Here is a 25811-nt window from a genome sequence, read left to right as displayed (position 1 = left end):
ACCAGCCTCAGAGCTTGATCTCGATGTCGACACCGGCCGGGAGGTCGAGTCGCATCAGAGAGTCAACGGTCTTGGGGGTCGGGTCGAGGATGTCGATCAGGCGCTTGTGCGTGCGCATCTCGAAGTGCTCGCGCGAGTCCTTGTACTTGTGCGGCGACTTGATGACGCAGTACACGTTCTTCTCAGTGGGCAGCGGCACCGGGCCCGCGACCGACGCACCAGTGCGCGTCACCGTCTCGACGATCTTCTTCGCCGAAGAGTCGATGACCTCGTGGTCGTAGGCCTTGAGCCGGATGCGGATCTTCTGTCCCGCCATGGCTACTCAGTAGTCCTGTCTCTCTACAGCTCTGGAACCTGGTGTTCCTTCGACTTTGTCCGACCCACGCGGTCGGGCGTGTCGCACTCCCCCTGACACAGATGTCCCTTGTTCGAACATCCCTTGTCGTGGGGAAGAGGTTCACCGGGTGCCTGGCCAGTGCCGCACCACACTTCCCGGAAGATTCCCGTACGTCCGCCCCAGCGCTGCCCGAGGGCAGTTAGGGCGACGAGTACTGTGGGACTCGCTTCCGGTCCTCCCGGCGGGAGGCGCGCAGCATCAACACTCGACCGAGCAACTCCGACAGTCTGCCATATGGGGCAGGCCGGACGCCAATCGAGCCGAAGAGATTACCCCTGGGGTGACGAAGGTCAAACCCGGAGCGCCGGGCCCCCTGGAGAAGCCCGTCCAGGACCAGGTCACAGACCCTGTGGGCGGCCCGGTCCCCTCCGGGTCGTCGGACCGGGTGTCCCGAATCCGGGCCAGATGTGCGACACGCCACACACGCGACGGGCATTCGACGCTTCAGTCCTTGTCGGTGGCTCCCCGCGTCTCCGCCGTTGGCCGGATCCGGGTGGTGAGCCTCCGTAGTGCCTCATCGGGCGTGGGAGCCAGCACCCCGACGCTGTCCATGCCGGCGTATACCGCGCCGTCCTCCGCCATGGCCAGGTACTGGTTCCCCCGGTCGCGCATCCCGATGGGGTAGAGATCGACGCCCGCCTGCTCGGCGAGGTCATCGATGATCTCCGCGTCCCAGAAGGCCAGCAGCGGGTCCAGAGAGAACTCCATCCACGGCATCGAGTCCCACGGATCGCGGTAGGGCACGCCCACGGCGCCGAACTCGGCGAGGAAGCTCCGTGCCGCGTCGTGCAACTCGAATTCACCGGTCTGCAGAAGGATGCTCTCCCAAGTCTGTGTAGCCACCGAACGGCCCGGGAACCAACCGCCCGCCCGCAGCACACGGTCTGTCTCCTCGGGCCACCGCACCCCGCTGTCCGGGCCGGGCTCCACCGCGTCGAGCCGCCGCCAGAACGGGTCCTCGTCCGGCACATCAGGCGCCCAGAGGGCGGACCGCGTTCGCTGTGTCTCCAGCAGGCGGTCGAGAGCCTGGCCGACGGTCGTCCCCAAGGACTCCGCGTGGTCCCGCACGAGGTGGAGCGCGCCGTCCTCGCTGATGCAGAGGACGCCGGCCCCCTCGTCCGCGGCGCCCACGGGGTACAGGGGCACCCCCGCTTCCCGGCCGGCGCTCGCCAGGCGCTCGCTCTCCCACGAGACCCTGAGAGGGTCGAATCGCACGCCTGACGACGTCGTGATCGAATCGGCCGGCCAGCCGTACGTCACCAAGGCGCCGAATTCCGAAAGGAACCGGCGCGCCGCATCGTGGGCCACGAACGGCCCCCGCTCACTCAGGATCGACTCCCAGGTGTCGGTGGGCACCGAACGCCCAGGCCGCCAGCCCGCCCGTCGCAACACGTCTTCGGTCTGCTGAGACCAGCCATGTGTACGGTCGTCGTTCACTCACACCACCGCCCGAACGCCCAGTTGGACATGTTGGCAGGAGAGACAAGGCGGCTTCGGTGTGCCGTGGACCGGATTGCCCTCAGCGCGTACGTCCACGGCCGCCATCACCCCGCCACGGGGATCGACACGAGCCGTCGTCGGCCGCCCGCCGGGGAATCCGCTCCACCGGCTCGGCGTCGATGTGGACAACCCTCCCCGGTCTCCCGGACGGTCAGCTCACCCAGACGCCCGGGCCCGTCGATGCGCAGGGACGCGCTGAGCTTTCCCCACCCGGCGACGGGGCCCTGCCAGGGGCGGCGCGTCGAAGCTGTGGCTCGCGTCGCAGAAGACCAGCTCCTCGGCCGGCTGCACGAGACGGCGGAACCGCGTCCCGCACCTCACGCCACGAACTCATACGGCGTCGCGTGTGGTCTCGATCAACCGCCCGTCAAGCCTTTCAATGCCATTCCTCTGGATTGAGGGCGGCTGCCACGAAAGAATCATCAGAGGTGACGACCAAATCACGTTGCTCGACTCGGCGCATGATCTTGTCGCGGTCAAATTCACGGAACTCGAAAATAAAATGCTCAGAGATGGCCGGCCTGTCCAATGGGAACCCATCGAGGTCCACCGAAGAGTTCGCCCGGTCCGCCCCTTGGCAGAGAACCGACACAAAAAGCGGGAAGTGATGCAACTCCAATAGACGATCCGCTTCACCAATGACCCCCGCAATTCCGATCTGCCCTGTAACGGCGCCACACAAGTCATCCAGGCAGTCCACCATGGCGTCCCAGTTGCGCCCGAAGTAGCCCGGGAATTGCAGATGCTCTGCGAATGATCGATAGATACCCTGCGGCGTCATCAACTCCCGGGCGTCGATCCGGTAGATTCGCCCCCCTCGGTCCTCAAGTTGCCCCAGTTGCCGAGCGACCTCCGCCTGCCCATGGGGAACAAAAATAACCCACGGCTCCAACGTCCCCGTGATGTCAAAACCGCTCATTCGAAATCACCCTGTAAATTCACCGACGTAATAGAACGTTCCATAGTGATCCGGCGTGTAGTACGCCGGGCCGGGTCCGCCCTTGGGAGCTGCGGGCGTCGACGGGCTGACCGCCGACGAGCCGGGCGGCCCCCCGTAGCGCGACCACGACGACACACCAGCGCGGCTCGCCGAGTAGCTCCGGCGGCTCGGGCACGCCGGCGATACCACCGGACCAGAGAAGGAGTGAGACCCCGGTGACGTCGGGCTCCTGAACTCGTCTCCCTCTGGGTCTTCGAGGGCCGAGATGTCTGCTCCATCGGTCAGCCTTGCGCGGAGCCAGCCACGGTCCATCTCTGCCGCCACCAGAAACGAGCCGTCGTCGGCCAGCACTCCGCCATTTCGCGCCTGCGCCTTCCATGACTCGTCAACCCGACGTCGGGCGTCGGCCGCCCGCCGGGGCATCCGCTCGACCGGCTCGGCGTCGATGTGGACAACCCTCCCCGGTCTCCCGGACGGTCAGCTCACCCAGACGCTCGGGCCCGTCGATGCGCAGGGACGCGCTGAGTTTGTCCCGCCCGGCGACAGGCCCCTCCCATCCGACGACGAACGGGGACGCATCCATGCCGTCCCGCAGCCGGACGTGCCAGGACCGCAGGTCCCGTCGACGTGGGACGCCCCTTCCAGCACCTGCCGAGGTAGGTCATGGACCTCTCCTCCCCTCGACCCCTGTCGCCAGGTAGCGCTCGGACTCATGGCGGCCTCGTGTGTGGTCTCGATCAACCCGTCCCCAAGCCCTTCAGTTCCATTCCTCGGGATTGAGGGCTGCTCAGAGATGAGCTGGCCGGCGAATGAGATCTGCTCACACGCCGCCGAGCATGTCGTCCTCGTCGAAGCCAAGATCTTCCTCGATGCCCAGTTCCTCCGCCGCATGCCAGCGCAGCGGATCCGGCCACGTGTCCGCCTCATCGGTGGCAATAGCCAGCAGAAACCGCTCGGCCTCGGGGCCGCCGATTTCACCGAGAGCTTGGATGCCTTTGATGCAGAACGCGTAGAACGGGCCGTCCGTGTCCTTCCTGTCCCGGACGACCGAGATGATCGGCTCCACTCCTTCCGGAGCCCTCGCCTCGCCGAGTATGTCCACCAAGTCCTCGGCGTTGACGCCTGGTACTCGCGCGGCCAGCACCGACGCCAGTACCGGGCCCAGCCCGTCGGGGTGGAGATGGACGGCGACTCCCGCCAGCCTTTCGAAGCGGCGCCAGTCCCCCACGTCCGCAAGACCGCGCAGCCAGCCGAGGATCTGGGTGCGCGCCTCAGGCACCTCAGCCAGCACTTCCTCCATTTGGCGATACACATTCTGCGGTCACGATGGCCTGTCAATGGCCCAAGGCGTCGGTGATCGCCGAAAGGGCGCCTCGCAAGGTTGGCTTGGTCGTCGACGGGGAAGCGGCGACCGCAGCTAATCACCCCAGGGGACGTGGATCGGCTTGCGCTTCCACCACTCCGCAAGGGCATCTTCCGGGCGCTCCCTGGTCGGGCGGACCCAGGGGCGAAGCGAACGCTCCGGATCAGGCGCACTTGCGGCGCGGAAGCGGCCGTCCAGGCGGGTCAAGAGGTCACCCAGCACACCCTCGCGCACCTCGACCGGCAGCGTCTGCATGACTTCCTGGAGGTTGTCGCGAGAGTCCAGGTCGTTCTCATACGCGCTGATGGGGTAGAAGTCGTCGCCCCGGGAAAATTCCCGTTCCAACCGCCTCACCAGGCGCTCCCACGAGGCGAAGCGATCGGCCACCGAGTACGTCGGGGCGGTAATCTTCTCCCGCAGTTGCGGAGCCACTCGTGCCCGTTCCACCTCCAGTCGCTCCACATCACGCTCAGCCATCGCTTCGAGAACGGGCGGGGCCAGTCCACTCCATGCGTTCCTGGTCTCAGGTGCCTCCCAAAATACGTCGTAGTTCACCGTTCACTCCTCTAATTGTTTTAGGAAATACTCGTAGCCATCGTCCGGCTGCATGAATGTTCCCTTTTCACCCTCACGGTTCAGCATGGTCCCAGACGCGTCATCCCACGACGCGAAACGGGTATTCCCCGAAGACGTGCTCCGCATCCTGATTCCGGGCTTCGCAGTCATCATGTCTTGGCTAGCCGGGTCAGGCTTTCCTATCTCATACAGCCCGAGGAAGTCGGCCGAGAGCAACGGGTCGAGGAAGTAGAGATGGGGATTGGGAGCCGGCCCCCGGATCCCCCCGGGGGCTCCGTCACTCCCCATAGAGTGGCGCGGGCCCGCAATGCCGTCGCACAACGCGCCCTTGGCCGTCGTACTGGTAGCGGGTGCGGCCTGCTGCCAGCAGGCGGTTACCCTCTCGGACACGTCGGCCCACCGCGCCCTGACCAGGATGACCAGTGCCCCATGCGGCGTCCGTCTGCGGGGCTCAGCTCCTCGAGGCGTACGTCACGAAGTCGGGTTTCCGGTTTCCTCCGGCGGTTCGGTGCTGCTCACGAGGCGCAGGGTGGGGCGTGGTGGGGCGAATTCGCCGATGCCCAGTGCTGCCTCACGCCAGTTCGCGATCAGGGTGACCAGGTGCTCGCTGTCGTGGCGGTATCCCGGCGGCGACGCGTGCGGAACGGCGGGCCACAGGATGGTCGCGGCGAACCGGACGCCGTACATGGCCGCTCCGGCCTGGGGCTCGACGGAGCCGTCCTCCAGCCGCCGCAGCGTGTCGAGCCGTGCGGCGAGGCGGAGCAGTTCGTCGTACACCCTCGCGTACTCCTGCTCGCGTGCGTACGTGACGTCATCCACGGGGGTTCCCGGTCAGCGTCCCGACGCGTACGTCAGGAAGTCCGCCCAGGCCGGCGCCGTGAGCGCGAGCCGGGGGCCCGCGGCGTGCTTGGAGTCGCGCACGTGGACGGTGCCGGGAGCGTGGGCGATCTCGACGCAGGAGTTGCCGTCGTTGCCGCCGCTGTAGCTGCTCTTGAACCACGCCAGCTCGGATGCGTCCCCGGCCGTGGTCTTGCGGATCATGTTTCTCCCAGCAGTGTCTCGACGAAGGCCAGCGACTCCCTGGGCGAGAGCGCCTGAGCCCGGATCGTGCCATACCGCAGCTCAAGGATGCGCAGGTGTTTGGGATCCTGCGTCGGCCGGCCGTTGAACGCGCCGTCGGAGCGGCCCACCGCCGTACCGTCCGCGAACTTCAGCAGCTCGATACGACCGTCCAGCCCCGAGTGGGTGTCACAGTTCATCGGCATCACCTGAAGCACGACGTTGTGCAACCGGCCCACCTCCAGCAGACGTTCGAGCTGGTGACGCCAGGCCATTGTGCCCCCGATGGGACGGCGCAGGGATCCCTCCTCCAGGACGAAGCTCAGAGCCGGTGCCGGATCCCGCTCGAACACCGACTGCCGCGCCAGCCGCGCCGCCACCATGCGCTCCACGTCATCCGGTGAGTACGGCGGCTGGGCCGCACCGATCACGGCTCGCGCGTGGTCCGGCGTCTGCAGCAACCCGGCGATGATGTTGCACTCGTAGACCCCGATCTCCACCGCCTGGGCCTCCAGCTTCGCCAGTTCCCGGACCCGCTTCGGGTAGCGGACCTTCTTCACGTCCTCCCACGTCGCCGCGATGAGCCCGCCGGCGTTCAGCACCTGGTCGGCCGCGACCAGGTAGTCCTGGCGGGGGATGCGCTTCCCGGCCTCGATCTTGTACACCATGTCCTCGCCGTAGCCGATGAGCCGGCCGAACTCGGCGGCCCGCAGCCCGGCCGCCTCCCGGCGCAGCTTCAGCTGCCGTCCGACCGTGGCGATGACGGCCACGCCCCACTCGTCGTCCGGGTCCACTTCCCAACCGGGCTCGTCCGCCTCGCTCTTGAGCCGTACCGCCTCGCCGTCCACGGCCATCCGCACCCCTCCGTCGTCCCGTTCCCGCGCCGTACGTCGGCGCCCTACCCGTGGGAACCGCGCCGACAGCCAAGACAGCACCGGACAAGTGCCGGACAGTGACCGTACGCAAGCGCCCCGTCACTCATCACGGTAGGCAGAAACCGCCACGCTGAGTGACGTGAATCAGGAAATCGCCGAGTCCGGCCCCGAACTCGCCCCCACCGTCCCGCACTTCAGCGTGCTGCTGTCATCCACCGCGCGCGGCGCCCGCCTCGCCCGGCTGCTCGCCGAGACGCAGCTGCGCCGCTGGGGGCTGCCGACCGAGCCCGCGAACCAGCTGGTGGCCGAGCTGGCGGCCAACGCCGCCACCCACGGCCGCGTCCCCGGGCGCAGCTTCCGTCTGACGCTGTACGTGGTCGGCGGCACGCTGCGCATCGAGGTGACGGACACGCGGGGTGAACGTCTGCCGGAGGTGCGGTGCCCGGAGGAGGGCGCCGAGTCCGGGCGGGGGCTGCTTCTCGTGGAGGCGCTCGCGGACCGGTGGGGGGTGCGGGAGGAACGCTTCCCGCGCAAGACCGTCTGGGCGGAGATCGGGGCCGGGAGCACCGCATCGCGACCGGGCACGTCCCGGTGAGCGGCAACCCGGCCCGGCGCGTGGTCAATTCTTTGAAGAACCCCGGGGAAAGTACCGACCCAACCCGACCCCACCCCGCCGACTGCCCTGCGGACGCCCGTCACCCGCACGAGTGATCTTCCCCAACTGGGCTGGATCTGCCGCCAGTTCGATGGCATATGCTCGCCGCGACCACAACCGCAGACATGCGACGGCCCCCGGCCGGGACTGGCATCCCGATCGAGGGCCTGACCACCGAGGAAGTCAGGAGCTTCCCGATGGATACCCCGCACTTTAGCGCGCCGTCGTGCGCCGAGCCGCTGAATCCGCGCGGCATCACCCACATCAACTCCCGGCACACCGCCCGCTTCACGGTCATCGGCAACCATCTCGCCCAGCACCGGGGGCTGAGCCTCACCGCGATCGGCCTCGCCGCCCACATCCAGTCGCTGCCCGCCGGCGCCCCCGTCGCCATCAAGGCGCTCGCCGCCCGCTTCCCGGAGGGCGAGACACGTATCGCCGCCGCCCTGCGTGAGCTGGAGGTCCACGGCTACCTGGCCCGCGTCCGCCAGAAGCTCCCGAACGGCCGGATCGTCACGCACACGGTGTCGTACAACCAGCCCTACGCCGGCCAAGCCCATCGCCGGGAGACACCACCCGCGCGTACCCCGCGACCGGCCCCCGAGCCCACAACCGATCCCGAACCCGCGCCGGATCCCGAACCCGCGCCCGCCCCCGCGCCCGAACCCGAACCCGCGCCCGCCCCCGAGGCGGCACCGAAGCCCCCGCCGCCTCCGCCTCCCCTCCCCGCGCCGCAAGCCCCCGACCCGGACCGTCACCGCTCCGCCACGGCCGTCCTGGCCACCCTCCACCGCCACGATCCCCGCCTGCTGCTCTCCGAGCGCGCCATCCGCCACCTCGCCCCGGCCGTCGCCGCCTGGCTCGAACGCGGCGCTGGCCCCGAAGCCGTACGCCACGCGCTGACGGCGAACCTGCCACGGGAACCCCTGCGCAACCCGGCCGCCCTGCTCGCCCACCGCCTGGCCGACCTGCTGCCACCTCCCGTGCCGGAAACGCCACCGGCGCCAAAGGCCGACCGCCCCACCCCGCGCCTGCCGATGCTCAACTGCGAGGGCTGTGAACGCGGCATCCGCACCCCGAAACCAGGGGCCTACTGCCGCGACTGCCGGGAGCAACGCCTCCGCAACGATGCGGCGGCATGACGGGCGGCAGACCCGAGGGCGTCCGCCGCCCGCAGCCACCAGCCCTCCACCCTGTCCCGCACTCCCAGCCGCATCCGGCACCACCGGAACCACCACGGCAGGTCCCGGAACGGCACGAACGTGAGCGTGTCCCTGATGGCGTCCTCGGCCGTGCCGCCCGTGAGGCCCTCCGCCCGCAGGGCGTCGTACAGCTCCGGTGTCAGCGCACCGTTGAGCCGGGCCGCCGCACCGGCCGCGGTGAAGGCGAAGCCGCGCTGGGCGGCGTCCGGCAGCCGCATCGCCCGGAGGATCCGCGGTGACGCCTCCTCCAGCGAGCAGTTGAGGGCCAGCCCGATCACCGCCGTACCGAGAGGCTCCGCGCCCCGCTCGAACGCGGCGTCGACGTCGACCGGGTCGTCGACACCGAGCAGGCCCTCACCGGTGTCCCAGTCCCAGGCGGACGTCATGGCACTCCCCTCCCCAGGCCCCTACCCGACGAACCGGAACGTCGACGTGATCGCGTCGAAGATGTCGAAGAAGGAGTCGGCGAGGTCCAGGACCTGGCTGCTGCCCGCCACCAGCGCGACCTTGCCCTCCTGGCCCGGGACCGGGATGAACGTCTGCATCAGGACGGCGCGGACCGTGCGGCCCAGGGCGTCGTCCGGTACGGCGATGTCCTCGATGCCGTACGTCCGTGCCGCCGGGCCCACACCGGGGATGTCGACGGTGGTGACCTTCCGCCAGGAGTCGCCCTCCTTCTTGGCCTCCTTGACCGCCAGCCCGGCGGCGATGGCCGAGGGGTCGGTCGTCAGGGGCACGCCCTCCCGCGTCCGGCCGCCGACGAGGGACACCGTCAACGAGCCGGTGATCGGCGTGTCACCGCCGAAACTCTCCGCCATGCAGCCGCAGTACAGCGCCCCCGACTTCCAGGCGTCGGCGGCCGCCTTCTGCAGAAAGCCGACGTAGGTGTCCTTGTACGGCGCCAACTCCGGCCGCTGGGCGACGCGTTCCGTCACCATCCGGTGGATCGAGTCGTCCCGCGACTCCGGCCGCACGTCGAACTCCCACCACGACTCCGGCACCTTGATCCTGAACCCGCCCCGCTCGACGGTCAGCGCCTCCATGTAACGCGCCATGACGTGGGACTCCCCCGCTCGCTCGATCGTTCGGCCCCTCATGGTGCCATCAGCAAGAAAGGGCCCGCCCCCACCCACAGGTGGAGACGGGCCCCAACAGCCCTACAGCCCTACAGCCCTACAGCCCTGAGCTCTATAGCCCTACAGCCGCGTCACTTCACGAAGTACCCCGTGATGTCCGCGATCAGGTCCACCGAGCCCCACTGGTTGTAGAAGTCCACCTTGCCGTTCACGACCGGGACGATCACCAGGTTGGGGATCGTCAGGCCCGACGTGAAGTTGAGGTTCGACGCCGAGGTGCGGGTCGTGCCGTCCGGGTAGACCGAGACGAAGCTCGACGACGTCGGGTTCGTCGCCGTCACGTTCAGGACCACCGCCGTCACACCGGACGCGGGCACGCCCTGGACTCCGGCCACCGGAAGCGAGACCACGCCCTGCGGACCCACCGGGGCCTTCGCGACGCCGATGCCGTACCGCGTGTCCATCAGCCGCTTCGGGCCCAGGTTGATGTGCTGGGCGCCGTCCGTGCCGGAGGTGAAGTAGCCGGTGATGTCGGCGATCAGGTCGACCGAGCCCCACTGGTTGTAGAAGTCCACCTTGCCGTTGACGACCGGGACGATCACCAGGTTGGGGATCGTCTGGCCGGCGGTGAAGTTCAGGTTGGACGCCGAGGTGCGGGTCGTGCCGTCCGGGTAGACCGAGACGAAGCTCGACGACGTCGGGTTCGTCGCTGTGACGTTCAGGACGACCGCCGTCACGCCGGAGGCGGGCACGCCCTGGACTCCGGCCACCGGGAGCGAGACCACGCCCTGCGGACCCACCGGGGCCTTCGCGACGCCGATGCCGTACCGCGTGTCCATCAGCCGCAGCGGGCCGTGGCTGACGTGGGTGGAGCCGCTGGTGTCCGTGGCGTAGTAGCCGGTGACGTCGGCGATCAGGTCGACGGAGCCCGCGTGGTTGTAGAACCGCACCTTGCCGTCGATCACCGGCACGGTCACCAGGTTCGGGATGGTCTTCCCGGCGGTGAAGTTGAGGTTCGACGCGGAGGTGCGGTCGGTGCCGTTCGGGTAGACGGACACGAAGCTCGTCGACGTGGGGTTGGCGGCTGTCACGTTCAGGACGACCGCGCCGACGCCCGTCGACGGCACCACGCTGTTGCCGGTGACGTTCAGGACGACCTCGCCGCCGGGGCCGACCTTGGCCTTCGCGACGCCCGTGCCGTACCGGGTGTCCATCAGACGGGTCGGGGTGACCGGCTTGAAGGTCTTGGGGCCGGGCACGGTCACGGTGACCGGCGCCGACGTCGTCACCTTGCCGGAGGTGTGCGTGGCGCGGACGGCCACCGTGTGGTCGCCGTAGCCGGTCAGCGTGATCGACGCGCTGCGGATGTGACCCCAGCTCCAGGTGGCGACCTGGCCGTCGACCAGCACCTCGAACTTGGAGATCAGGGCGTTCTGCGTGCTCGTGGACCAGTTGACGGTGGCCGGACCGGACGTCTGGTAGCCGCTGCCGGCCCTCGTGGCCTCGCCGCCGACCGAGCTGATCGCCAGGTCCTGCACGGTGCCGCTCGCATAGCTGCGGATCGTGCCGAGCTGCCCGTAGAGCAGGTTGCCGGGGCACTCGGTGGCGTAGCCGTCACGGTGCCCGGAGACGGTGTTGAAGGTGTAGTCCTGGCCCTGGGTGTACGAGGTGCCGAAGTAGTTCTTCTGCGTGGCACCGGAGTTCAGCAGGGTCGTGCCGGACGGGTCGACGCCGTACTGACCGAGCTTGTACGCGATGATCCGCGACGCGGCGACCAGGGACGCGTCCGAGGCGCTCTGCTGGCTGTAGTCGCCGAGGAAGGCCACGCTCGTCGACTGGGAGTTCCAGCCGAAGGTGTGGGCCCCGTACACCGGCTGGTCGATGCCGCCCTTGCGGCCCTCGAAGAGGGTGCCGCACTTGTCGACCAGGAAGTTGTAGCCGATGTCCTTCCAGCCGTTCGATTTCACGTGGTACGTGTAGATGCCCCGGATGATCGCGGCGGACTCGGAGCAGTCGTACGGCGTGGCGTCCGCGGTGTGGTGCACGAACGCGGCCTTGATCGTGTTGCCGTTCGGCAGGTACTCCGGCGCCTCGGGGCTGATGCTCTCGTCGGCGCCCCACCCGGCACGCGAGACGATCGTCGGCTGCGGGGCCGTGGAGGCCGGGCCGGGCGTCGTCGGAGGCGTGGTGGGAGGCGGCGTGTCCTGCGCGAAGGCCGCGGGCTCCGCGTTCAGCTCACCGCCGCCGGAGGACTTGCCCGCCGTGGCGGTGCCCGGGTCGACCAGGTCCAGGCGCAGACCGGCCGGCAGCTTGCCGTTGCGGGCGCCGTCGGTGACGCGGACCTCGGCGCCGTCGGAGGCGTCCACCCAGACCGGCTCGGTGGAGCCGCGCGCGCCGGCCCGCTTGCCGTCGAGCAGCGCCGGGTACGGCGTCAGGTCCTGCCACGCGGTCCACTCGCCGGTCTCGGCGTTGCGGGCGCGCGCCTGGATGGTGCCCTGGATCTTCGCCTCCGGGTCCGTCCAGGAGACGCCCATGAGGGCGAAGCGGTCGGTGTCCCGCTTCGACAGCACGGCCTCGCCGTGGCCCTGGTCGGTCAGGGCGAGCTTGTGCACGGCGGTCCGGACGGGGCCGTGCTCCTTCCCGCGCGCGCTGTAGACGCTCGGCTGACGCGCCTGGTCGTCCCCGCTCGCGAAGACCGCGCCGTTCGCGATGGACTGGATGCCCAGGATCGCGGCGATGCCCAGTGCGGTCCCGGCGGCTGTGCGCCGCACTCGTGCGGCGGCCGTACGCCGTGCTCGACGTCCCGATCTCAAGTTGTTTCCCACCCCTGAACGGCCCCCCTGGAGCCCCTAGATGGACATGACACGAATAGGTGGCGGCAGGCTACAGGGGCGCGTGGGAGCGCTTTCCACCGGGGCTGGGGAAACGCTTGTGACCGGTGAGGTCACCGGGACAAAAGCGAGGGGACAAAAGCGAGGGGCCCGTACGACCGAAGTCGTACGGGCCCCTCAGGGAGCTCGCAGTCGGAGCTACCGGGTCACAGAACCCTCAAGCAAGCGAGCTTACTTGTTGATCTTGGTGACCTGGCCGGCGCCGACGGTCCGGCCACCCTCACGGATGGCGAACTTCAGGCCCTCCTCCATGGCGACGGGCTGGATGAGCTCCACCTTCATCTCGGTGTTGTCACCCGGCATGACCATCTCGGTGCCCTCGGGGAGGGTCACGACGCCGGTCACGTCCGTCGTACGGAAGTAGAACTGCGGGCGGTAGTTGTTGAAGAACGGGGTGTGACGGCCACCCTCGTCCTTCGACAGGATGTACGCCTGCGCCTCGAACTCGGTGTGCGGCGTGACCGAACCCGGCTTGATGATGACCTGGCCGCGCTCGACGTCCTCGCGCTTGATGCCACGGAGGAGCAGACCGACGTTCTCACCGGCCTGGCCCTCGTCGAGCAGCTTGCGGAACATCTCGATACCGGTGACCGTGGTGGTGGTCTTCTCGGTCTTGATGCCGATGATGTCGACGGTCTCGTTGACCTTCAGGACACCGCGCTCGATACGGCCGGTGACGACCGTACCGCGACCGGTGATCGTGAAGACGTCCTCGATGGGCATGAGGAACGGCTTGTCGACGTCACGCTCGGGCTCGGGGATGTTCTCGTCCACAGCCTTCATCAGGTTGAGGACGGACTCACCCCACTCCTTGTCGCCCTCGAGGGCCTTGAGCGCGGAGACACGGACGACCGGCAGGTCGTCGCCCGGGAACTCGTACTCGGAGAGGAGCTCACGGACCTCGAGCTCGACGAGCTCCAGGATCTCCTCGTCGTCCACCATGTCGGCCTTGTTCAGGGCGACGACGATGTACGGAACGCCGACCTGGCGGGCCAGGAGCACGTGCTCCTTGGTCTGCGGCATCGGGCCGTCGGTGGCGGCGACCACGAGGATGGCGCCGTCCATCTGGGCAGCACCCGTGATCATGTTCTTGATGTAGTCCGCGTGACCGGGGCAGTCGACGTGGGCGTAGTGACGGGTCTCCGTCTGGTACTCGACGTGCGCGATGGAGATGGTGATACCGCGCTGGCGCTCCTCAGGAGCCTTGTCGATCTGGTCGAACGCCGAGGCCTCGTTCAGGTCCGGGAACGCGTCGTGCAGCACCTTGGTAATGGCGGCCGTGAGGGTCGTCTTACCGTGGTCGATGTGACCGATGGTGCCGATGTTGACGTGCGGCTTAGTCCGCTCGAACTTCGCCTTCGCCACTGGGGTCCTCCTGTGGAGTGGTTCTGGTACGCCTTACTTCATCGGCGCCAGGTGATCTTTGCTGAAAAGGCCCGGAACCCGGGGGCAAACCCTCGCGATTGCGGGTGTTTGCCCCTGGAGGCTCCGGAGTCAAGCCTACGGCGTGTGAACGCGGTGCGTTACTCGCCCTTGGCCTTCGCGATGATCTCCTCGGCGACGTTCCGCGGAACCTCGGCGTAGGAGTCGAACTGCATCGAGTAGCTTGCGCGACCCGACGTCTTGCTGCGGAGGTCGCCGACGTAGCCGAACATCTCCGACAGAGGCACGAGGCCCTTCACGACACGGGCACCGGCCCGCTCCTCCATGGCCTGGATCTGACCACGGCGGGAGTTGATGTCGCCGATGACCTCACCCATGTAGTCCTCGGGCGTGGTGACCTCGACGGCCATCATCGGCTCGAGCAGCACGGGGCTGGCCTTGCGCGCGGCCTCCTTGAAGGCCTGCGAACCGGCGATCTTGAAGGCGAGCTCGGAGGAGTCGACCTCGTGGTAGGCGCCGTCGTGGAGGATGACACGGACACCGGTCATCTCGTAGCCGGCGAGGATGCCGAACTGCATGGCCTCCTGCGCACCGGCGTCCACCGAAGGGATGTACTCCTTCGGGATACGGCCACCGGTCACCTTGTTCACGAACTCGTACGAGACGTCGCCGCCCTCGAGGGGCTCGATGCCGATCTGCACCTTGGCGAACTGACCCGTACCACCGGTCTGCTTCTTGTGCGTGTAGTCGACGCGCTCGACGGCCTTGCGGATCGTCTCACGGTAGGCCACCTGCGGCTTGCCGACGTTGGCCTCGACCTTGAACTCGCGCTTCATGCGGTCGACGAGCACCTCGAGGTGAAGCTCGCCCATACCGCCGATGACGGTCTGGCCGGTCTCCTCGTTGGTGTGCACCTGGAAGGAGGGGTCCTCCTCCGCGAGACGCTGGATGGCGACACCCAGTTTCTCCTGGTCACCCTTGGACTTGGGCTCGATCGCGACCTCGATGACCGGCGCCGGGAAGTCCATGGACTCCAGGATCACCGGCTTCTTCTCGTCGCACAGCGTCTCACCGGTGGTGGTCTGCTTCAGGCCCATGACGGCGACGATGTCACCGGCGCCCACCGACTCGATCTCCTCACGCTTGTTCGCGTGCATGCGGTAGATCTTGCCGATGCGCTCCTTCTTGCCCTTGACGGAGTTCAGCACCGAGGTGCCGGACTCCAGGCGGCCCGAGTAGACCCGGACGAAGGTGAGCTTGCCCAGGTGCGGGTCGCTCATGATCTTGAACGCCAGCGCCGAGAGGGGCTCCTCGTCGGACGGCTTGCGCTTGACGACGACCTCGGCGTCCTTGACGTCGTGGCCCTCGATGGCCTCGATGTCGACCGGGGACGGCAGGTAGCGCACGACCGCGTCGAGCAGGGGCTGGACGCCCTTGTTCTTGAACGCGGTACCGCAGAACACCGGGGTCACGGTGGTGCCGGTGCCCTTGCCGGACGCGATGGTGATACGACGGACCGCGGCGTACAGCTGCTCCTCGGTGGGCTCCTGGCCCTCCAGGTACAGCTCCATGATCTCTTCGTCGTTCTCGGCCACGGCCTCGAGCAGCTTGCCGCGGTACTCCTCGGCAGCCTCGGTGTGCGTGTCCGGGATGTCGACGACGTCGTACATCTCGCCCTTGGTGGCCTCGGCGGACCACACGAGCGCCTTCATGCGGACGAGGTCCACGACGCCCTGGAAGTCGGCCTCGGCACCGATCGGGAGCTGCATGACGATCGGCTGCGCGCCCAGGCGGTCCGAGATCATGTCCACACAGCGGTGGAACTCGGCGCCCGTGCGGTCGAGCTTGTTGACGAAGCAGATACGCGGAACGCCGTAGCGGTCCGCCTGACGCCACACCGTCTCGGACTGCGGCTCAACGCCGGCGACGCCGTCGAACACCGTCACGGCACCGTCGAGCACGCGCAGCGAGCGCTCCACCTCGACGGTGAAGTCGACGTGACCGGGGGTGTCGATGATGTTGATGGTGTGGTCGACGTCTTCCAGCGGCCAGTGGCAGGTGGTGGCAGCAGAGGTGATCGTGATGCCACGCTCCTGCTCCTGCTCCATCCAGTCCATGGTGGCAGCGCCGTCGTGGACCTCACCGATCTTGTAAGACACACCGGTGTAGAACAGGATCCGCTCGGTGGTGGTCGTCTTGCCCGCGTCGATGTGGGCCATGATGCCGATGTTGCGCACCTTGGCCAGGTCAAGTGAAGTGGTAGCCATAAGGCTTCAGTCTTCTCTCGGTCTCGATGTGGGTAGCGACTACCAGCGGTAGTGCGCGAAGGCCTTGTTGGACTCGGCCATCTTGTGGGTGTCCTCGCGCTTCTTCACAGCGGCACCGAGGCCGTTGGAGGCGTCGAGAAGCTCGTTGAGCAGACGCTCGGTCATGGTCTTCTCGCGACGGGCGCGGGAGTAACCGACCAGCCAGCGCAGCGCGAGCGTGTTGGCGCGACCGGGCTTGACCTCGATCGGAACCTGGTACGTCGCACCACCGACACGGCGGGACTTGACCTCGAGGGTCGGCTTGATGTTCTCCAGCGCGCGCTTCAGCGTGATGACCGGGTCGTTGCCCGTCTTCTCACGCAGACCCTCCATGGCGCCGTAGACGATGCGCTCGGCGGTGGAGCGCTTGCCGTTCAGCAGCACCTTGTTGATCAGCGAGGTCACCAGAGGAGAACCGTAGACCGGGTCGATGATGACCGGGCGCTTCGGGGCGGGGCCCTTACGAGGCATTCTTACTTCTCCTTCTTGGCGCCGTAACGGCTGCGAGCCTGCTTGCGGTTCTTGACACCCTGGGTGTCGAGCGAACCGCGGATGATCTTGTAGCGAACACCCGGCAGGTCCTTCACACGGCCGCCGCGCACGAGCACGATGGAGTGCTCCTGCAGGTTGTGTCCCTCACCCGGAATGTAGGCCGTGACCTCGATGCCGCTGGTCAGACGCACACGCGCGACCTTACGGAGGGCCGAGTTCGGCTTCTTCGGGGTGGTCGTGAACACACGCGTGCAGACGCCACGACGCTGAGGGGAACCCTCGAGTGCGGGCGTCTTGTTCTTCTCGACCTTGTCCTGCCGGCCCTTACGGACCAGCTGCTGGATCGTAGGCACTACTTCTCCGGTTTCTGTGTGCCGATGGTGAAGCTAACCTGGAACGTCGCCGACCCACGCGGTCGGGTGTGTCGAATCGGCGGGCTCCTGCCGAACGGCAGAAAGAGACGCAGATCGCGGTGGCCGGTCATGACTCCTATGCGGACGAAGGCACGCAGGAGAGCCAAGGCACACCCCAGGCACAAGGTCTGAGCGTACCTACCTCAAACGCTACGGTCAAAACAAATGGGCCCCGCCCGCAGCGACACACGCCACATGTCAAGCCCGCCGAGCCCAAGTGATCTACGAATCGGCGGCCGCTGTCCGCTTCGAACACTTTCCTCACACCCCTGCGCCGGGTCAGCCGGCCGCGAGCGACACGGCCGTCAGCAGGAGCAGTACGAGTGCCCAGCCGGCCGTAGCCAACCACCCCAGTACGAGACCGGTCAGGGCCAGCCCCTCCCCCAGCTCGCCGGTCCGCCGGATCTCCGAGCGCGCGGTGTGCCCGAGGACGATCGCCGGGATACCGGTGACGCCGGCGGTGAACACGCACAGCAGCCCGCACACCGCGGCCCCCACGGCCTTCCCGTTCGTCCGTGGCCGGGGCACGGCCACGAACGCCCCCGGCGCGAAGACAGCGGGCACCGAGGGCGGTACGGGGCCCTGCGGCAGGTCGGCGACCAGCTGGGCCAGCTCCCCCACCGTACGGGCCGCATACGCCCGCCCGGCCCGCTCCTCGAACTCCTCGCGCTCCATCCGCCCCTCGCCATACCCGGCTCTGAGCACGTCCACGGCCCGCTCCCGGTCGGCATGCGAGGCGAGCACCACCCGCCACCCCTGCGGCCCGGCCTGCCCGGACTGCCACGAAGGATTCGGCCACTGGGACACGAGCACCTCCCCGAAGCGCCGGCGTCCCTCCATCATGCGCCGAACCGGCGCGCGCGGCACCGGCACAACGCCGAAGGGCGGCCACCCGTACGGGTGACCGCCCTTCAGTGGACCTGCGCCTTACTGGTTGTACGGACCGTAGTCGTAGTCCTCCAGCGGAACGGCCTGGCCGGAGCCGGTGCCGAACGGCGAGTAGTCGATGTCGTCGTAGCCGACGGCCGAGTACATCGCGGCCTTGGCCTCCTCGGTCGGCTCGACCCGGATGTTGCGGTAGCGGGACAGACCCGTACCGGCCGGGATGAGCTTACCGATGATGACGTTCTCCTTGAGGCCGATGAGGCTGTCGGACTTGGCGTTGATCGCCGCATCCGTCAGGACTCGGGTCGTCTCCTGGAAGGAGGCGGCCGACAGCCAGGACTCCGTCGCCAGCGAGGCCTTGGTGATACCCATCAGCTGCGGACGACCGGAGGCCGGGTGACCGCCCTCCTGGACCACACGACGGTTCTCGGTCTCGAACTTCGAGCGCTCGACCAGCTCACCGGGCAGCAGCTCGGCGTCGCCGGACTCGATGATCGTCACGCGGCGCAGCATCTGCCGGATGATGATCTCGATGTGCTTGTCGTGGATCGACACACCCTGCGAGTTGTACACCTTCTGGACCTCGCCGACCAGGTGGACCTGGACGGCACGCTGACCCAGGATGCGCAGCACGTCGTGCGGGTTGGTGGCACCCACGGTGAGCTTCTGGCCCACCTCGACGTGCTCGCCCTCGCCGACCAGGAGACGGGCGCGCTTCGAGATCGGGTACGCCGTCTCGTCGCTGCCGTCGTCCGGCGTGATGACGATCTTCTTCGTCTTCTCGGTCTCCTCGATCCGCACGCGGCCGGAGGCCTCGGAGATCGGGGCGACACCCTTCGGGGTACGGGCCTCGAAGAGCTCGACGACACGCGGCAGACCCTGGGTGATGTCGTCACCGGCCACACCACCGGTGTGGAAGGTACGCATCGTCAGCTGGGTACCGGGCTCACCGATGGACTGGGCGGCGATGATGCCGACCGCCTCACCGATGTCGACCAGCTTGCCGGTGGCCAGCGAACGGCCGTAGCACATGGCGCAGGTGCCGACCGCGGACTCACAGGTCAGGACCGAACGGGTCTTGACCTCCTCGATCCCGCGGGAGACCAGCTCGTCGATCAGGACGTCACCGAGGTCGGTGCCGGCCGGGGCCAGGACCTGGCCGTCGACCACGATGTCCTCGGCGAGGCAGCGCGCGTACACGCTGGTCTCGACGTCCTCCGCCTTGAGCAGCGTGCCCTCGGCGTCGCGCTCGGCGATCCGCAGCTTCAGACCGCGGTCGGTGCCGCAGTCCTCCTCGCGGATGATGACGTCCTGGGAGACGTCGACCAGACGACGGGTGAGGTAACCCGAGTCGGCGGTACGCAGAGCGGTGTCCGCCAGACCCTTACGGGCACCGTGCGTGGAGATGAAGTACTCCAGCACGGACAGACCCTCACGGAAGGACGCCTTGATGGGACGCGGGATCGTCTCGTTCTTGGCGTTCGACACCAGACCACGCATACCGGCGATCTGACGCATCTGCATCATGTTGCCTCGAGCACCCGAGTTCACCATCATGAAGATCGGGTTGGTCTTCGGGAAGTTCTCGTTCATCGCCTCGGCGACCTCGTTGGTCGCGTTGGTCCAGATGCCGATCAGTTCCTGGGTGCGCTCGTCCTTGGTGATCAGACCACGCTCGTACTGACGCTGGACCTTCTCGTCCGCGGCCTCCCAGCGGGCGACGATCTCCTTCTTCGCCTCGGGGACGACGACGTCGGAGATGGCCACGGTGACGCCGGAACGGGTGGCCCAGAAGAAGCCCGCCGCCTTCAGGTTGTCGAGCGTCGCCGCCACGATGACCTTCGGGTAGCGCTCGGCCAGGTCGTTGACGATCTGGGAGAGCTGCTTCTTGCCGACCTCGTAGTCGGCGAACGGGTAGTCCTCGGGCAGCAGCTCGTTGAAGAGCGCACGGCCCAGCGTGGTCTTCAGCGTGAAGCTGTCACCCTGCTGCCACTCCGGCTCGCCCTCCTCGCGCACCGGCGGCACCCAGCCACGCGGCGGCATGGTGCCCACCGGGAAGCGGATGTCGACCGGGGTCTGCAGGGACAGCTCACCGGCGTCGAACGCCATGATCGCCTCGGCGACGGACGCGAACGCGCGGCCCTCGCCCTTGACGCCCCGGCCCTCGGCGTCCGTGGTGAGGAAGAACAGACCGAGGACCATGTCCTGGGTCGGCATCGTCACCGGACGGCCGTCGGCCGGCTTGAGGATGTTGTTCGAGGACAGCATCAGGATGCGGGCCTCGGCCTGCGCCTCCGCGGACAGCGGCAGGTGCACGGCCATCTGGTCACCGTCGAAGTCCGCGTTGAACGCGGTGCACACGAGCGGGTGGATCTGGATGGCCTTGCCCTCGACCAGCTGCGGCTCGAAGGCCTGGATGCCGAGGCGGTGCAGGGTGGGAGCACGGTTCAGCAGCACCGGGTGCTCGGCGATGACCTCTTCGAGGACGTCGTAGACGACCGTGCGGCCGCGCTCCACCATGCGCTTGGCGCTCTTGATGTTCTGCGCGTGGTTCAGGTCGACCAGGCGCTTCATCACGAACGGCTTGAACAGCTCCAGCGCCATCGCCTTCGGCAGACCGCACTGGTGCAGCTTCAGCTGCGGACCGACGACGATCACGGAACGCGCCGAGTAGTCGACACGCTTGCCGAGCAGGTTCTGACGGAAACGACCCTGCTTGCCCTTCAGCATGTCGCTGAGGGACTTCAGCGGGCGGTTACCCGGACCGGTCACCGGCCGGCCGCGACGACCGTTGTCGAAGAGGGCGTCAACAGCCTCCTGAAGCATGCGCTTCTCGTTGTTGACGATGATCTCCGGAGCGCCCAGGTCGAGCAGGCGCTTCAGACGGTTGTTGCGGTTGATGACACGGCGGTACAGGTCGTTCAGGTCGGAGGTCGCGAAGCGGCCACCGTCCAGCTGCACCATCGGACGCAGGTCCGGCGGGATGACCGGGACGCAGTCCAGAACCATGCCCTTGGGGCTGTTGGACGTCTGCAGGAACGCGGAGACGACCTTCAGACGCTTCAGCGCACGGGTCTTCTTCTGGCCCTTGCCGGTGCGGATGATCTCGCGGAGGCGCTCGGCCTCCTCGTCGAGGTCGAAGGACTCCAGGCGCTTCTGCAGCGCCGCGGCACCCATCGAGCCGTCGAAGTACGTGCCGAAGCGGTCACGCAGCTCGCGGTAGAGCAGCTCGTCGCCCTCGAGGTCCTGGACCTTGAGGTTCTTGAACCGGTTCCACACCTCGTCCAGGCGGTCGATCTCGCGCTGCGCACGGTCGCGCAGCTGCTTCATCTCGCGCTCGGCACCCTCGCGCACCTTGCGGCGCACGTCGGCCTTGGCGCCCTCGGCCTCCAGCTCGGCCAGGTCGGTCTCGAGCTTCTTGGCGCGGGCCTCGAGGTCGGCGTCACGGCGCTGCTCGATCTGCTGACGCTCGACGGAGACGTGGGCCTCCAGCGAGGGCAGGTCGCGCTGACGGCGCTCCTCGTCGACGTACGTGATCATGTACGCCGCGAAGTAGATGACCTTCTCCAGGTCCTTCGGGGCGAGGTCCAGCAGGTAACCCAGGCGCGACGGGACGCCCTTGAAGTACCAGATGTGCGTGACGGGCGCGGCGAGCTCGATGTGGCCCATCCGCTCACGGCGCACCTTGGCGCGGGTCACCTCGACGCCGCAGCGCTCACAGATGATGCCCTTGAAGCGGACGCGCTTGTACTTGCCGCAGTAGCACTCCCAGTCCCGGGTCGGACCGAAGATCTTCTCGCAGAAGAGTCCGTCCTTTTCGGGCTTGAGGGTGCGGTAGTTGATGGTCTCGGGCTTCTTGACCTCGCCGTGGCTCCACTGACGGATGTCGTCAGCGGTGGCCAGACCGATCCGGAGCTCATCGAAGAAGTTGACGTCGAGCACTATGCGTCAATCCCTCTCAGGGTTGTAAGTCTGTGGTCTGAAACGGGGGCCTGGGGGTCGGCGGGGCCCTGTGGGTGAGGGCCCCGCCGGACTCCCGTCAGACCTCTTCGACGCTGCTCGGCTCGCGCCGGGACAGGTCGATACCGAGCTCCTCCGCAGCGCGGAAGACGTCCTCGTCGGTGTCGCGCATCTCGATGGACATGCCGTCCGAGGACAGCACCTCCACGTTGAGGCACAGGGACTGCATTTCCTTGATGAGCACCTTGAAGGACTCGGGAATGCCGGGCTCAGGGATGTTCTCGCCCTTGACGATGGCCTCGTAGACCTTCACGCGGCCGGTGACGTCGTCGGACTTGATGGTCAGCAGCTCCTGGAGGGCGTACGCGGCGCCGTAGGCCTCGAGGGCCCACACCTCCATCTCACCGAAGCGCTGGCCACCGAACTGGGCCTTACCACCCAGCGGCTGCTGGGTGATCATCGAGTACGGACCGGTCGAGCGGGCGTGCAGCTTGTCGTCGACCAGGTGGTGGAGCTTCAGGATATACATGTAGCCGACCGAGATCGGCTCCGGGAACGGCTCGCCGGAACGGCCGTCGTACAGCCGCGCCTTGCCGGACGGGAGCACCATGCGCTCGCCGTCGCGGTTCGGGATGGTGTGCTGCAGCAGACCTGCCAGCTCGTCCTCGCGGGCACCGTCGAAGACCGGGGTGGCCACGTTGGTGCCGGGGGCGACGGAGTCGGCGCCGATCACCTGGAGGCGCTGCGCCCACTCGTCGGCGAGACCGGAGACGTCCCAGCCGCGGCTGGCGAGCCAGCCGAGGTGGATCTCCAGGACCTGTCCCGGGTTCATTCGGGACGGCACACCCAGCGGGTTGAGGATGATGTCGACCGGGGTGCCGTCCTCCAGGAACGGCATGTCCTCGATCGGCAGGATCTTGGAGATGACGCCCTTGTTGCCGTGACGGCCGGCGAGCTTGTCACCGTCGGTGATCTTGCGCTTCTGCGCGACGTAGACGCGGACCAGCTGGTTCACGCCCGGCGGCAGCTCGTCGCCCTCTTCGCGGTCGAAGACGCGGACGCCGATGACCTTGCCGATCTCACCGTGCGGCACCTTCAGCGAGGTGTCGCGCACCTCGCGCGCCTTCTCACCGAAGATCGCGCGGAGCAGGCGCTCCTCGGGGGTCAGCTCGGTCTCACCCTTGGGCGTGACCTTGCCGACGAGGATGTCACCGGCGACGACCTCGGCACCGATACGGATGATGCCGCGCTCGTCGAGGTCGGCGAGGACCTCCTCGGAGACGTTCGGGATGTCCCGGGTGATCTCCTCGGGGCCGAGCTTGGTGTCACGGGCGTCGACCTCGTGCTCCTCGATGTGGATCGAGGAGAGGACGTCGTCCTGCACGAGGCGCTGCGACAGGATGATCGCGTCCTCGTAGTTGTGACCCTCCCACGGCATGAACGCCACGAGCAGGTTCTTGCCCAGCGCCATCTCGCCGTTCTGGGTGGCCGGGCCGTCGGCGAGCACCTGGCCCGTGATGACGCGGTCGCCCTCGTTGACGATGACCTTCTGGTTGACCGAGGTGCCCTGGTTGGAGCGGGCGAACTTGGCCAGGCGGTACGTGATGTACGTGCCGTCGTCGTTGGCGGTGGTGATGTAGTCCGCGGAGACCTCCTGGACCACACCCGCCTTCTCGGCCTTGACCACGTCGCCGGCGTCGACGGCGGAGCGGTACTCCATGCCGGTGCCGACGAGCGGGGACTCGGACTTAATCAGCGGCACGGCCTGACGCATCATGTTCGCGCCCATGAGGGCACGGTTGGCGTCGTCGTGCTCGAGGAAGGGGATCATGGCGGTCGCGACCGACACCATCTGGCGCGGCGAGACGTCCATGTAGTCCACGTCCTCGGGGCCGACGTAGTCGACCTCGCCGCCCTTGCGGCGGACCAGCACGCGGGCCTCGGCGAAGCGCAGGTCGTCGTTGAGCGTGGCGTTGGCCTGCGCGATGACGAAGCGGTCTTCCTCGTCGGCGGTCAGGTAGTCGACCTCGTCGGTGACCTGGCCGTCGATGACCTTGCGGTACGGGGTCTCGACGAAACCGAACGCGTTGACCCGGCCGTAGGAGGCGAGCGAGCCGATCAGACCGATGTTCGGGCCTTCGGGGGTCTCGATCGGGCACATGCGGCCGTAGTGCGACGGGTGCACGTCACGGACCTCGAAGCCGGCCCGCTCACGGGAGAGACCACCCGGGCCAAGAGCCGACAGACGGCGCTTGTGGGTGAGACCCGACAGCGGGTTGTTCTGGTCCATGAACTGCGACAGCTGGCTGGTGCCGAAGAACTCCTTGATGGAGGCGACGACCGGCCGGATGTTGATCAGGGTCTGCGGCGTGATCGCCTCGACGTCCTGGGTGGTCATCCGCTCACGGACGACGCGCTCCATACGGGCCAGACCCGTACGGACCTGGTTCTGGATGAGCTCGCCGACGCTGCGCAGACGACGGTTGCCGAAGTGGTCGATGTCGTCGGTCTCGACGACGACCGGCTGGCCGTTGTCACCGACCGTCTCGGTCTCGCCGGCGTGCAGCTTCACCAGGTACTTGATCGTCGCGATGATGTCCTCGACGGTCAGGATCCCGGCGTCCAGCGGGGCGTCCGCGCCCAGCTTCTTGTTGACCTTGTAGCGGCCGACCTTGGCCAGGTCGTAGCGCTTGGGGTTGAAGTAGAGGTTCTCGAGTAGCGTCTGCGCGGCCTCACGCGTGGGGGGCTCGCCCGGACGCAGCTTGCGGTAGATGTCGAGCAGCGCGTCGTCCTGGCCCTGGGTGTGGTCCTTCTCCAGGGTGGCGCGCATGGACTCGTACTCGCCGAACTCCTCGAGGATCTGCTCGGTGGTCCAGCCGAGGGCCTTGAGGAGGACGGTCACGGACTGCTTGCGCTTGCGGTCGATGCGGACACCGACCATGTCGCGCTTGTCGATCTCCATCTCCAGCCAGGCACCCCGGGACGGGATGATCTTGGCGGAGAAGATGTCCTTGTCGGACGTCTTGTCGATGGAGGAGTCGAAGTAGACGCCGGGGGAACGCACCAGCTGGGACACCACGACACGCTCGGTGCCGTTGATGACGAAGGTGCCCTTGTTCGTCATGAGCGGGAAGTCGCCCATGAAGACAGTCTGGGACTTGATCTCGCCGGTCTCGTTGTTGGTGAACTCGGCGGTGACGAAGAGCGGGGCCGCGTAGGTGAAGTCGCGGTCCTTGCACTCGTCGATGGAATTCTTCGGCGGCTCGAAGCGGTGGTCGCGGAAGGTCAGCGACATCGACCCGCTGAAGTCCTCGATCGGGGAGATCTCCTCGAAGATCTCCTCCAGACCGGACTTGGTGGGGACATCCTGACCGTTCTCGAGGGCCTCCTCGACGCGAGCCTTCCACGCGTCGTTGCCGAGCAGCCAGTCGAAGCTCTCGGTTTGCAGCGCGAGAAGGTTCGGAACCTCGAGGGGCTCCTTGATCTTTGCAAAGGAGATGCGCAGCGGGGCGGTGCTGGCAGCGTTGTTCGTATTCGCGGTCGAGGCGTTGCGCGAGGCGGCCAAGAGGGGGTCCTTCCGAGGGCTCGGACTCACTACGCGCGTACCGTCCCCTCTCCCGCGCACGGAGACAGATGTCCCAGGTCAGAGACGATCTGTCGGTCAGTGCTCGAGTGAGGGCAGACCCCTGGTGACGGGCAGGGGGCAGCTAACAGGCAGCGCAAAGGGTCAGTGTAGCCACTTGGCACACTGATGTCCAGTCCCGCATTTTCGGAGACCTCACTGTTCCCAACGCCTACGGCCTGCCTGCCTTCAACGCACGTTGATACTGCCCTCTTC

General features: G+C 67.6%; 20 protein-coding genes. 2 read left to right on the top strand and 18 right to left on the bottom strand.

Going from position 1 to position 25811, the window contains the following annotated elements:
- Positions 1-7: 7 nt before the first annotated feature.
- From rpsJ to AC0B9F_RS21535, 8 genes are all read right to left on the bottom strand, one after another.
- Entirely contained in the window at positions 8-316 is a 309-nt protein-coding gene (rpsJ, locus tag AC0B9F_RS21570; RefSeq protein ID WP_003948644.1) for a 30S ribosomal protein S10, read from the bottom strand.
- 525 nt (positions 317-841) lie between these two features.
- Entirely contained in the window at positions 842-1834 is a 993-nt protein-coding gene (locus tag AC0B9F_RS21565) for an SUKH-3 domain-containing protein (RefSeq protein WP_472004968.1), read from the bottom strand.
- Between the two features lie 439 nt (positions 1835-2273).
- The gene (locus AC0B9F_RS21560) at positions 2274-2816 is read right to left on the bottom strand and encodes a barstar family protein (protein ID WP_472004966.1); all 543 of its coding nucleotides are present in this window, start codon (positions 2814-2816) and stop codon (positions 2274-2276) included.
- 841 nt (positions 2817-3657) lie between these two features.
- The gene (locus tag AC0B9F_RS21555) at positions 3658-4137 is read right to left on the bottom strand and encodes a HEAT repeat domain-containing protein (protein ID WP_472004964.1); all 480 of its coding nucleotides are present in this window, start codon (positions 4135-4137) and stop codon (positions 3658-3660) included.
- A gap of 117 nt (positions 4138-4254) precedes the next feature.
- Complete coding sequence (locus tag AC0B9F_RS21550; protein ID WP_472004962.1) at positions 4255-4755, bottom strand: hypothetical protein; 501 nt, start codon at positions 4753-4755, stop codon at positions 4255-4257.
- A gap of 492 nt (positions 4756-5247) precedes the next feature.
- Positions 5248-5595: a hypothetical protein gene (locus AC0B9F_RS21545; RefSeq protein WP_472004960.1), complete on the bottom strand. Its 348-nt coding sequence runs from the start codon at positions 5593-5595 to the stop codon at positions 5248-5250.
- Between the two features lie 12 nt (positions 5596-5607).
- Positions 5608-5817, bottom strand: coding sequence for a DUF397 domain-containing protein (locus AC0B9F_RS21540; protein ID WP_472004958.1), 210 nt, complete (start codon positions 5815-5817; stop codon positions 5608-5610).
- Positions 5814-6689, bottom strand: a complete 876-nt coding sequence (locus tag AC0B9F_RS21535) for a helix-turn-helix domain-containing protein (RefSeq protein WP_472004956.1) — start codon at positions 6687-6689, stop codon at positions 5814-5816. Before AC0B9F_RS21535 ends, AC0B9F_RS21540 begins: the two co-directional genes overlap by 4 nt.
- Positions 6690-6840: 151 nt before the next feature.
- Between AC0B9F_RS21535 and AC0B9F_RS21530 the strand changes: the two genes are divergently transcribed.
- On the top strand, positions 6841-7305 hold the full coding sequence (locus AC0B9F_RS21530; protein WP_472005324.1) for an ATP-binding protein: 465 nt from the start codon (positions 6841-6843) through the stop codon (positions 7303-7305).
- Positions 7306-7562: 257 nt separating this feature from the next.
- The gene (locus AC0B9F_RS21525; protein WP_472004955.1) at positions 7563-8507 is read left to right on the top strand and encodes a helix-turn-helix domain-containing protein; all 945 of its coding nucleotides are present in this window, start codon (positions 7563-7565) and stop codon (positions 8505-8507) included.
- Here AC0B9F_RS21525 and AC0B9F_RS21520 read toward each other — a convergent pair.
- From AC0B9F_RS21520 to rpoB, 10 genes are all read right to left on the bottom strand, one after another.
- Complete coding sequence (locus tag AC0B9F_RS21520; RefSeq protein WP_472004953.1) at positions 8456-8953, bottom strand: hypothetical protein; 498 nt, start codon at positions 8951-8953, stop codon at positions 8456-8458. The two genes, AC0B9F_RS21525 and AC0B9F_RS21520, sit on opposite strands and share 52 nt — an antisense overlap.
- 21 nt (positions 8954-8974) lie before the next feature.
- On the bottom strand, positions 8975-9622 hold the full coding sequence (locus AC0B9F_RS21515) for a hypothetical protein (protein ID WP_472004951.1): 648 nt from the start codon (positions 9620-9622) through the stop codon (positions 8975-8977).
- Positions 9623-9774: 152 nt separating this feature from the next.
- Positions 9775-12414 carry a peptidoglycan recognition protein family protein gene (locus AC0B9F_RS21510; RefSeq protein WP_472004949.1) on the bottom strand — a complete coding sequence of 880 codons (2640 nt, stop codon included), beginning with the start codon at positions 12412-12414 and terminating at the stop codon, positions 9775-9777.
- Positions 12415-12705: 291 nt separating this feature from the next.
- Positions 12706-13899, bottom strand: a complete 1194-nt coding sequence (gene tuf, locus AC0B9F_RS21505) for an elongation factor Tu (RefSeq protein WP_469811650.1) — start codon at positions 13897-13899, stop codon at positions 12706-12708.
- Between the two features lie 158 nt (positions 13900-14057).
- Positions 14058-16184 (bottom strand): elongation factor G, encoded by a 2127-nt coding sequence (fusA, locus tag AC0B9F_RS21500; RefSeq protein WP_472004947.1) that lies wholly within the window; start codon positions 16182-16184, stop codon positions 14058-14060.
- 39 nt (positions 16185-16223) lie between these two features.
- Positions 16224-16694, bottom strand: a complete 471-nt coding sequence (gene rpsG / locus AC0B9F_RS21495) for a 30S ribosomal protein S7 (RefSeq protein ID WP_003974303.1) — start codon at positions 16692-16694, stop codon at positions 16224-16226.
- 2 nt (positions 16695-16696) lie between these two features.
- Positions 16697-17068 carry a 30S ribosomal protein S12 gene (rpsL, locus tag AC0B9F_RS21490; RefSeq protein WP_003948652.1) on the bottom strand — a complete coding sequence of 124 codons (372 nt, stop codon included), beginning with the start codon at positions 17066-17068 and terminating at the stop codon, positions 16697-16699.
- 339 nt (positions 17069-17407) lie between these two features.
- A complete protein-coding gene (locus AC0B9F_RS21485; protein WP_472004946.1) occupies positions 17408-17935 on the bottom strand; it encodes a DUF1707 and DUF4190 domain-containing protein in 528 nt (175 codons plus the stop codon).
- A 120-nt stretch (positions 17936-18055) separates the two neighbouring features.
- Positions 18056-21955 (bottom strand): DNA-directed RNA polymerase subunit beta', encoded by a 3900-nt coding sequence (locus tag AC0B9F_RS21480; protein WP_472004944.1) that lies wholly within the window; start codon positions 21953-21955, stop codon positions 18056-18058.
- Between the two features lie 97 nt (positions 21956-22052).
- Complete coding sequence (rpoB, locus tag AC0B9F_RS21475) at positions 22053-25538, bottom strand: DNA-directed RNA polymerase subunit beta (protein ID WP_472004942.1); 3486 nt, start codon at positions 25536-25538, stop codon at positions 22053-22055.
- Positions 25539-25811: the final 273 nt, after the last annotated feature.

It is taken from the genome of Streptomyces sp. NPDC097129, from assembly GCF_055668065.1.
The sequence above is the reverse complement of the archived record's forward strand: the minus strand, read 5'-3'. Positions and strand labels throughout refer to the sequence as shown.

Bases quoted from the DNA above. Each gene is read 5' to 3' on its own strand.
- AC0B9F_RS21555 (WP_472004964.1), bottom strand. From the start codon at position 4,137: ATGGAGGAAGTGCTGGCTGAGGTGCCTGAGGCGCGCACCCAGATCCTC.
- AC0B9F_RS21535 (WP_472004956.1), bottom strand. From the start codon at position 6,689: ATGGCCGTGGACGGCGAGGCGGTACGGCTCAAGAGCGAGGCGGACGAG.
- AC0B9F_RS21515 (WP_472004951.1), bottom strand. From the start codon at position 9,622: ATGGCGCGTTACATGGAGGCGCTGACCGTCGAGCGGGGCGGGTTCAGG.
- AC0B9F_RS21540 (WP_472004958.1), bottom strand. From the start codon at position 5,817: ATGATCCGCAAGACCACGGCCGGGGACGCATCCGAGCTGGCGTGGTTC.
- rpsJ (WP_003948644.1), bottom strand. From the start codon at position 316: ATGGCGGGACAGAAGATCCGCATCCGGCTCAAGGCCTACGACCACGAG.
- AC0B9F_RS21525 (WP_472004955.1), top strand. From the start codon at position 7,563: ATGGATACCCCGCACTTTAGCGCGCCGTCGTGCGCCGAGCCGCTGAAT.
- fusA (WP_472004947.1), bottom strand. From the start codon at position 16,184: ATGGCTACCACTTCACTTGACCTGGCCAAGGTGCGCAACATCGGCATC.
- AC0B9F_RS21520 (WP_472004953.1), bottom strand. From the start codon at position 8,953: ATGACGTCCGCCTGGGACTGGGACACCGGTGAGGGCCTGCTCGGTGTC.
- rpsG (WP_003974303.1), bottom strand. From the start codon at position 16,694: ATGCCTCGTAAGGGCCCCGCCCCGAAGCGCCCGGTCATCATCGACCCG.
- AC0B9F_RS21560 (WP_472004966.1), bottom strand. From the start codon at position 2,816: ATGAGCGGTTTTGACATCACGGGGACGTTGGAGCCGTGGGTTATTTTT.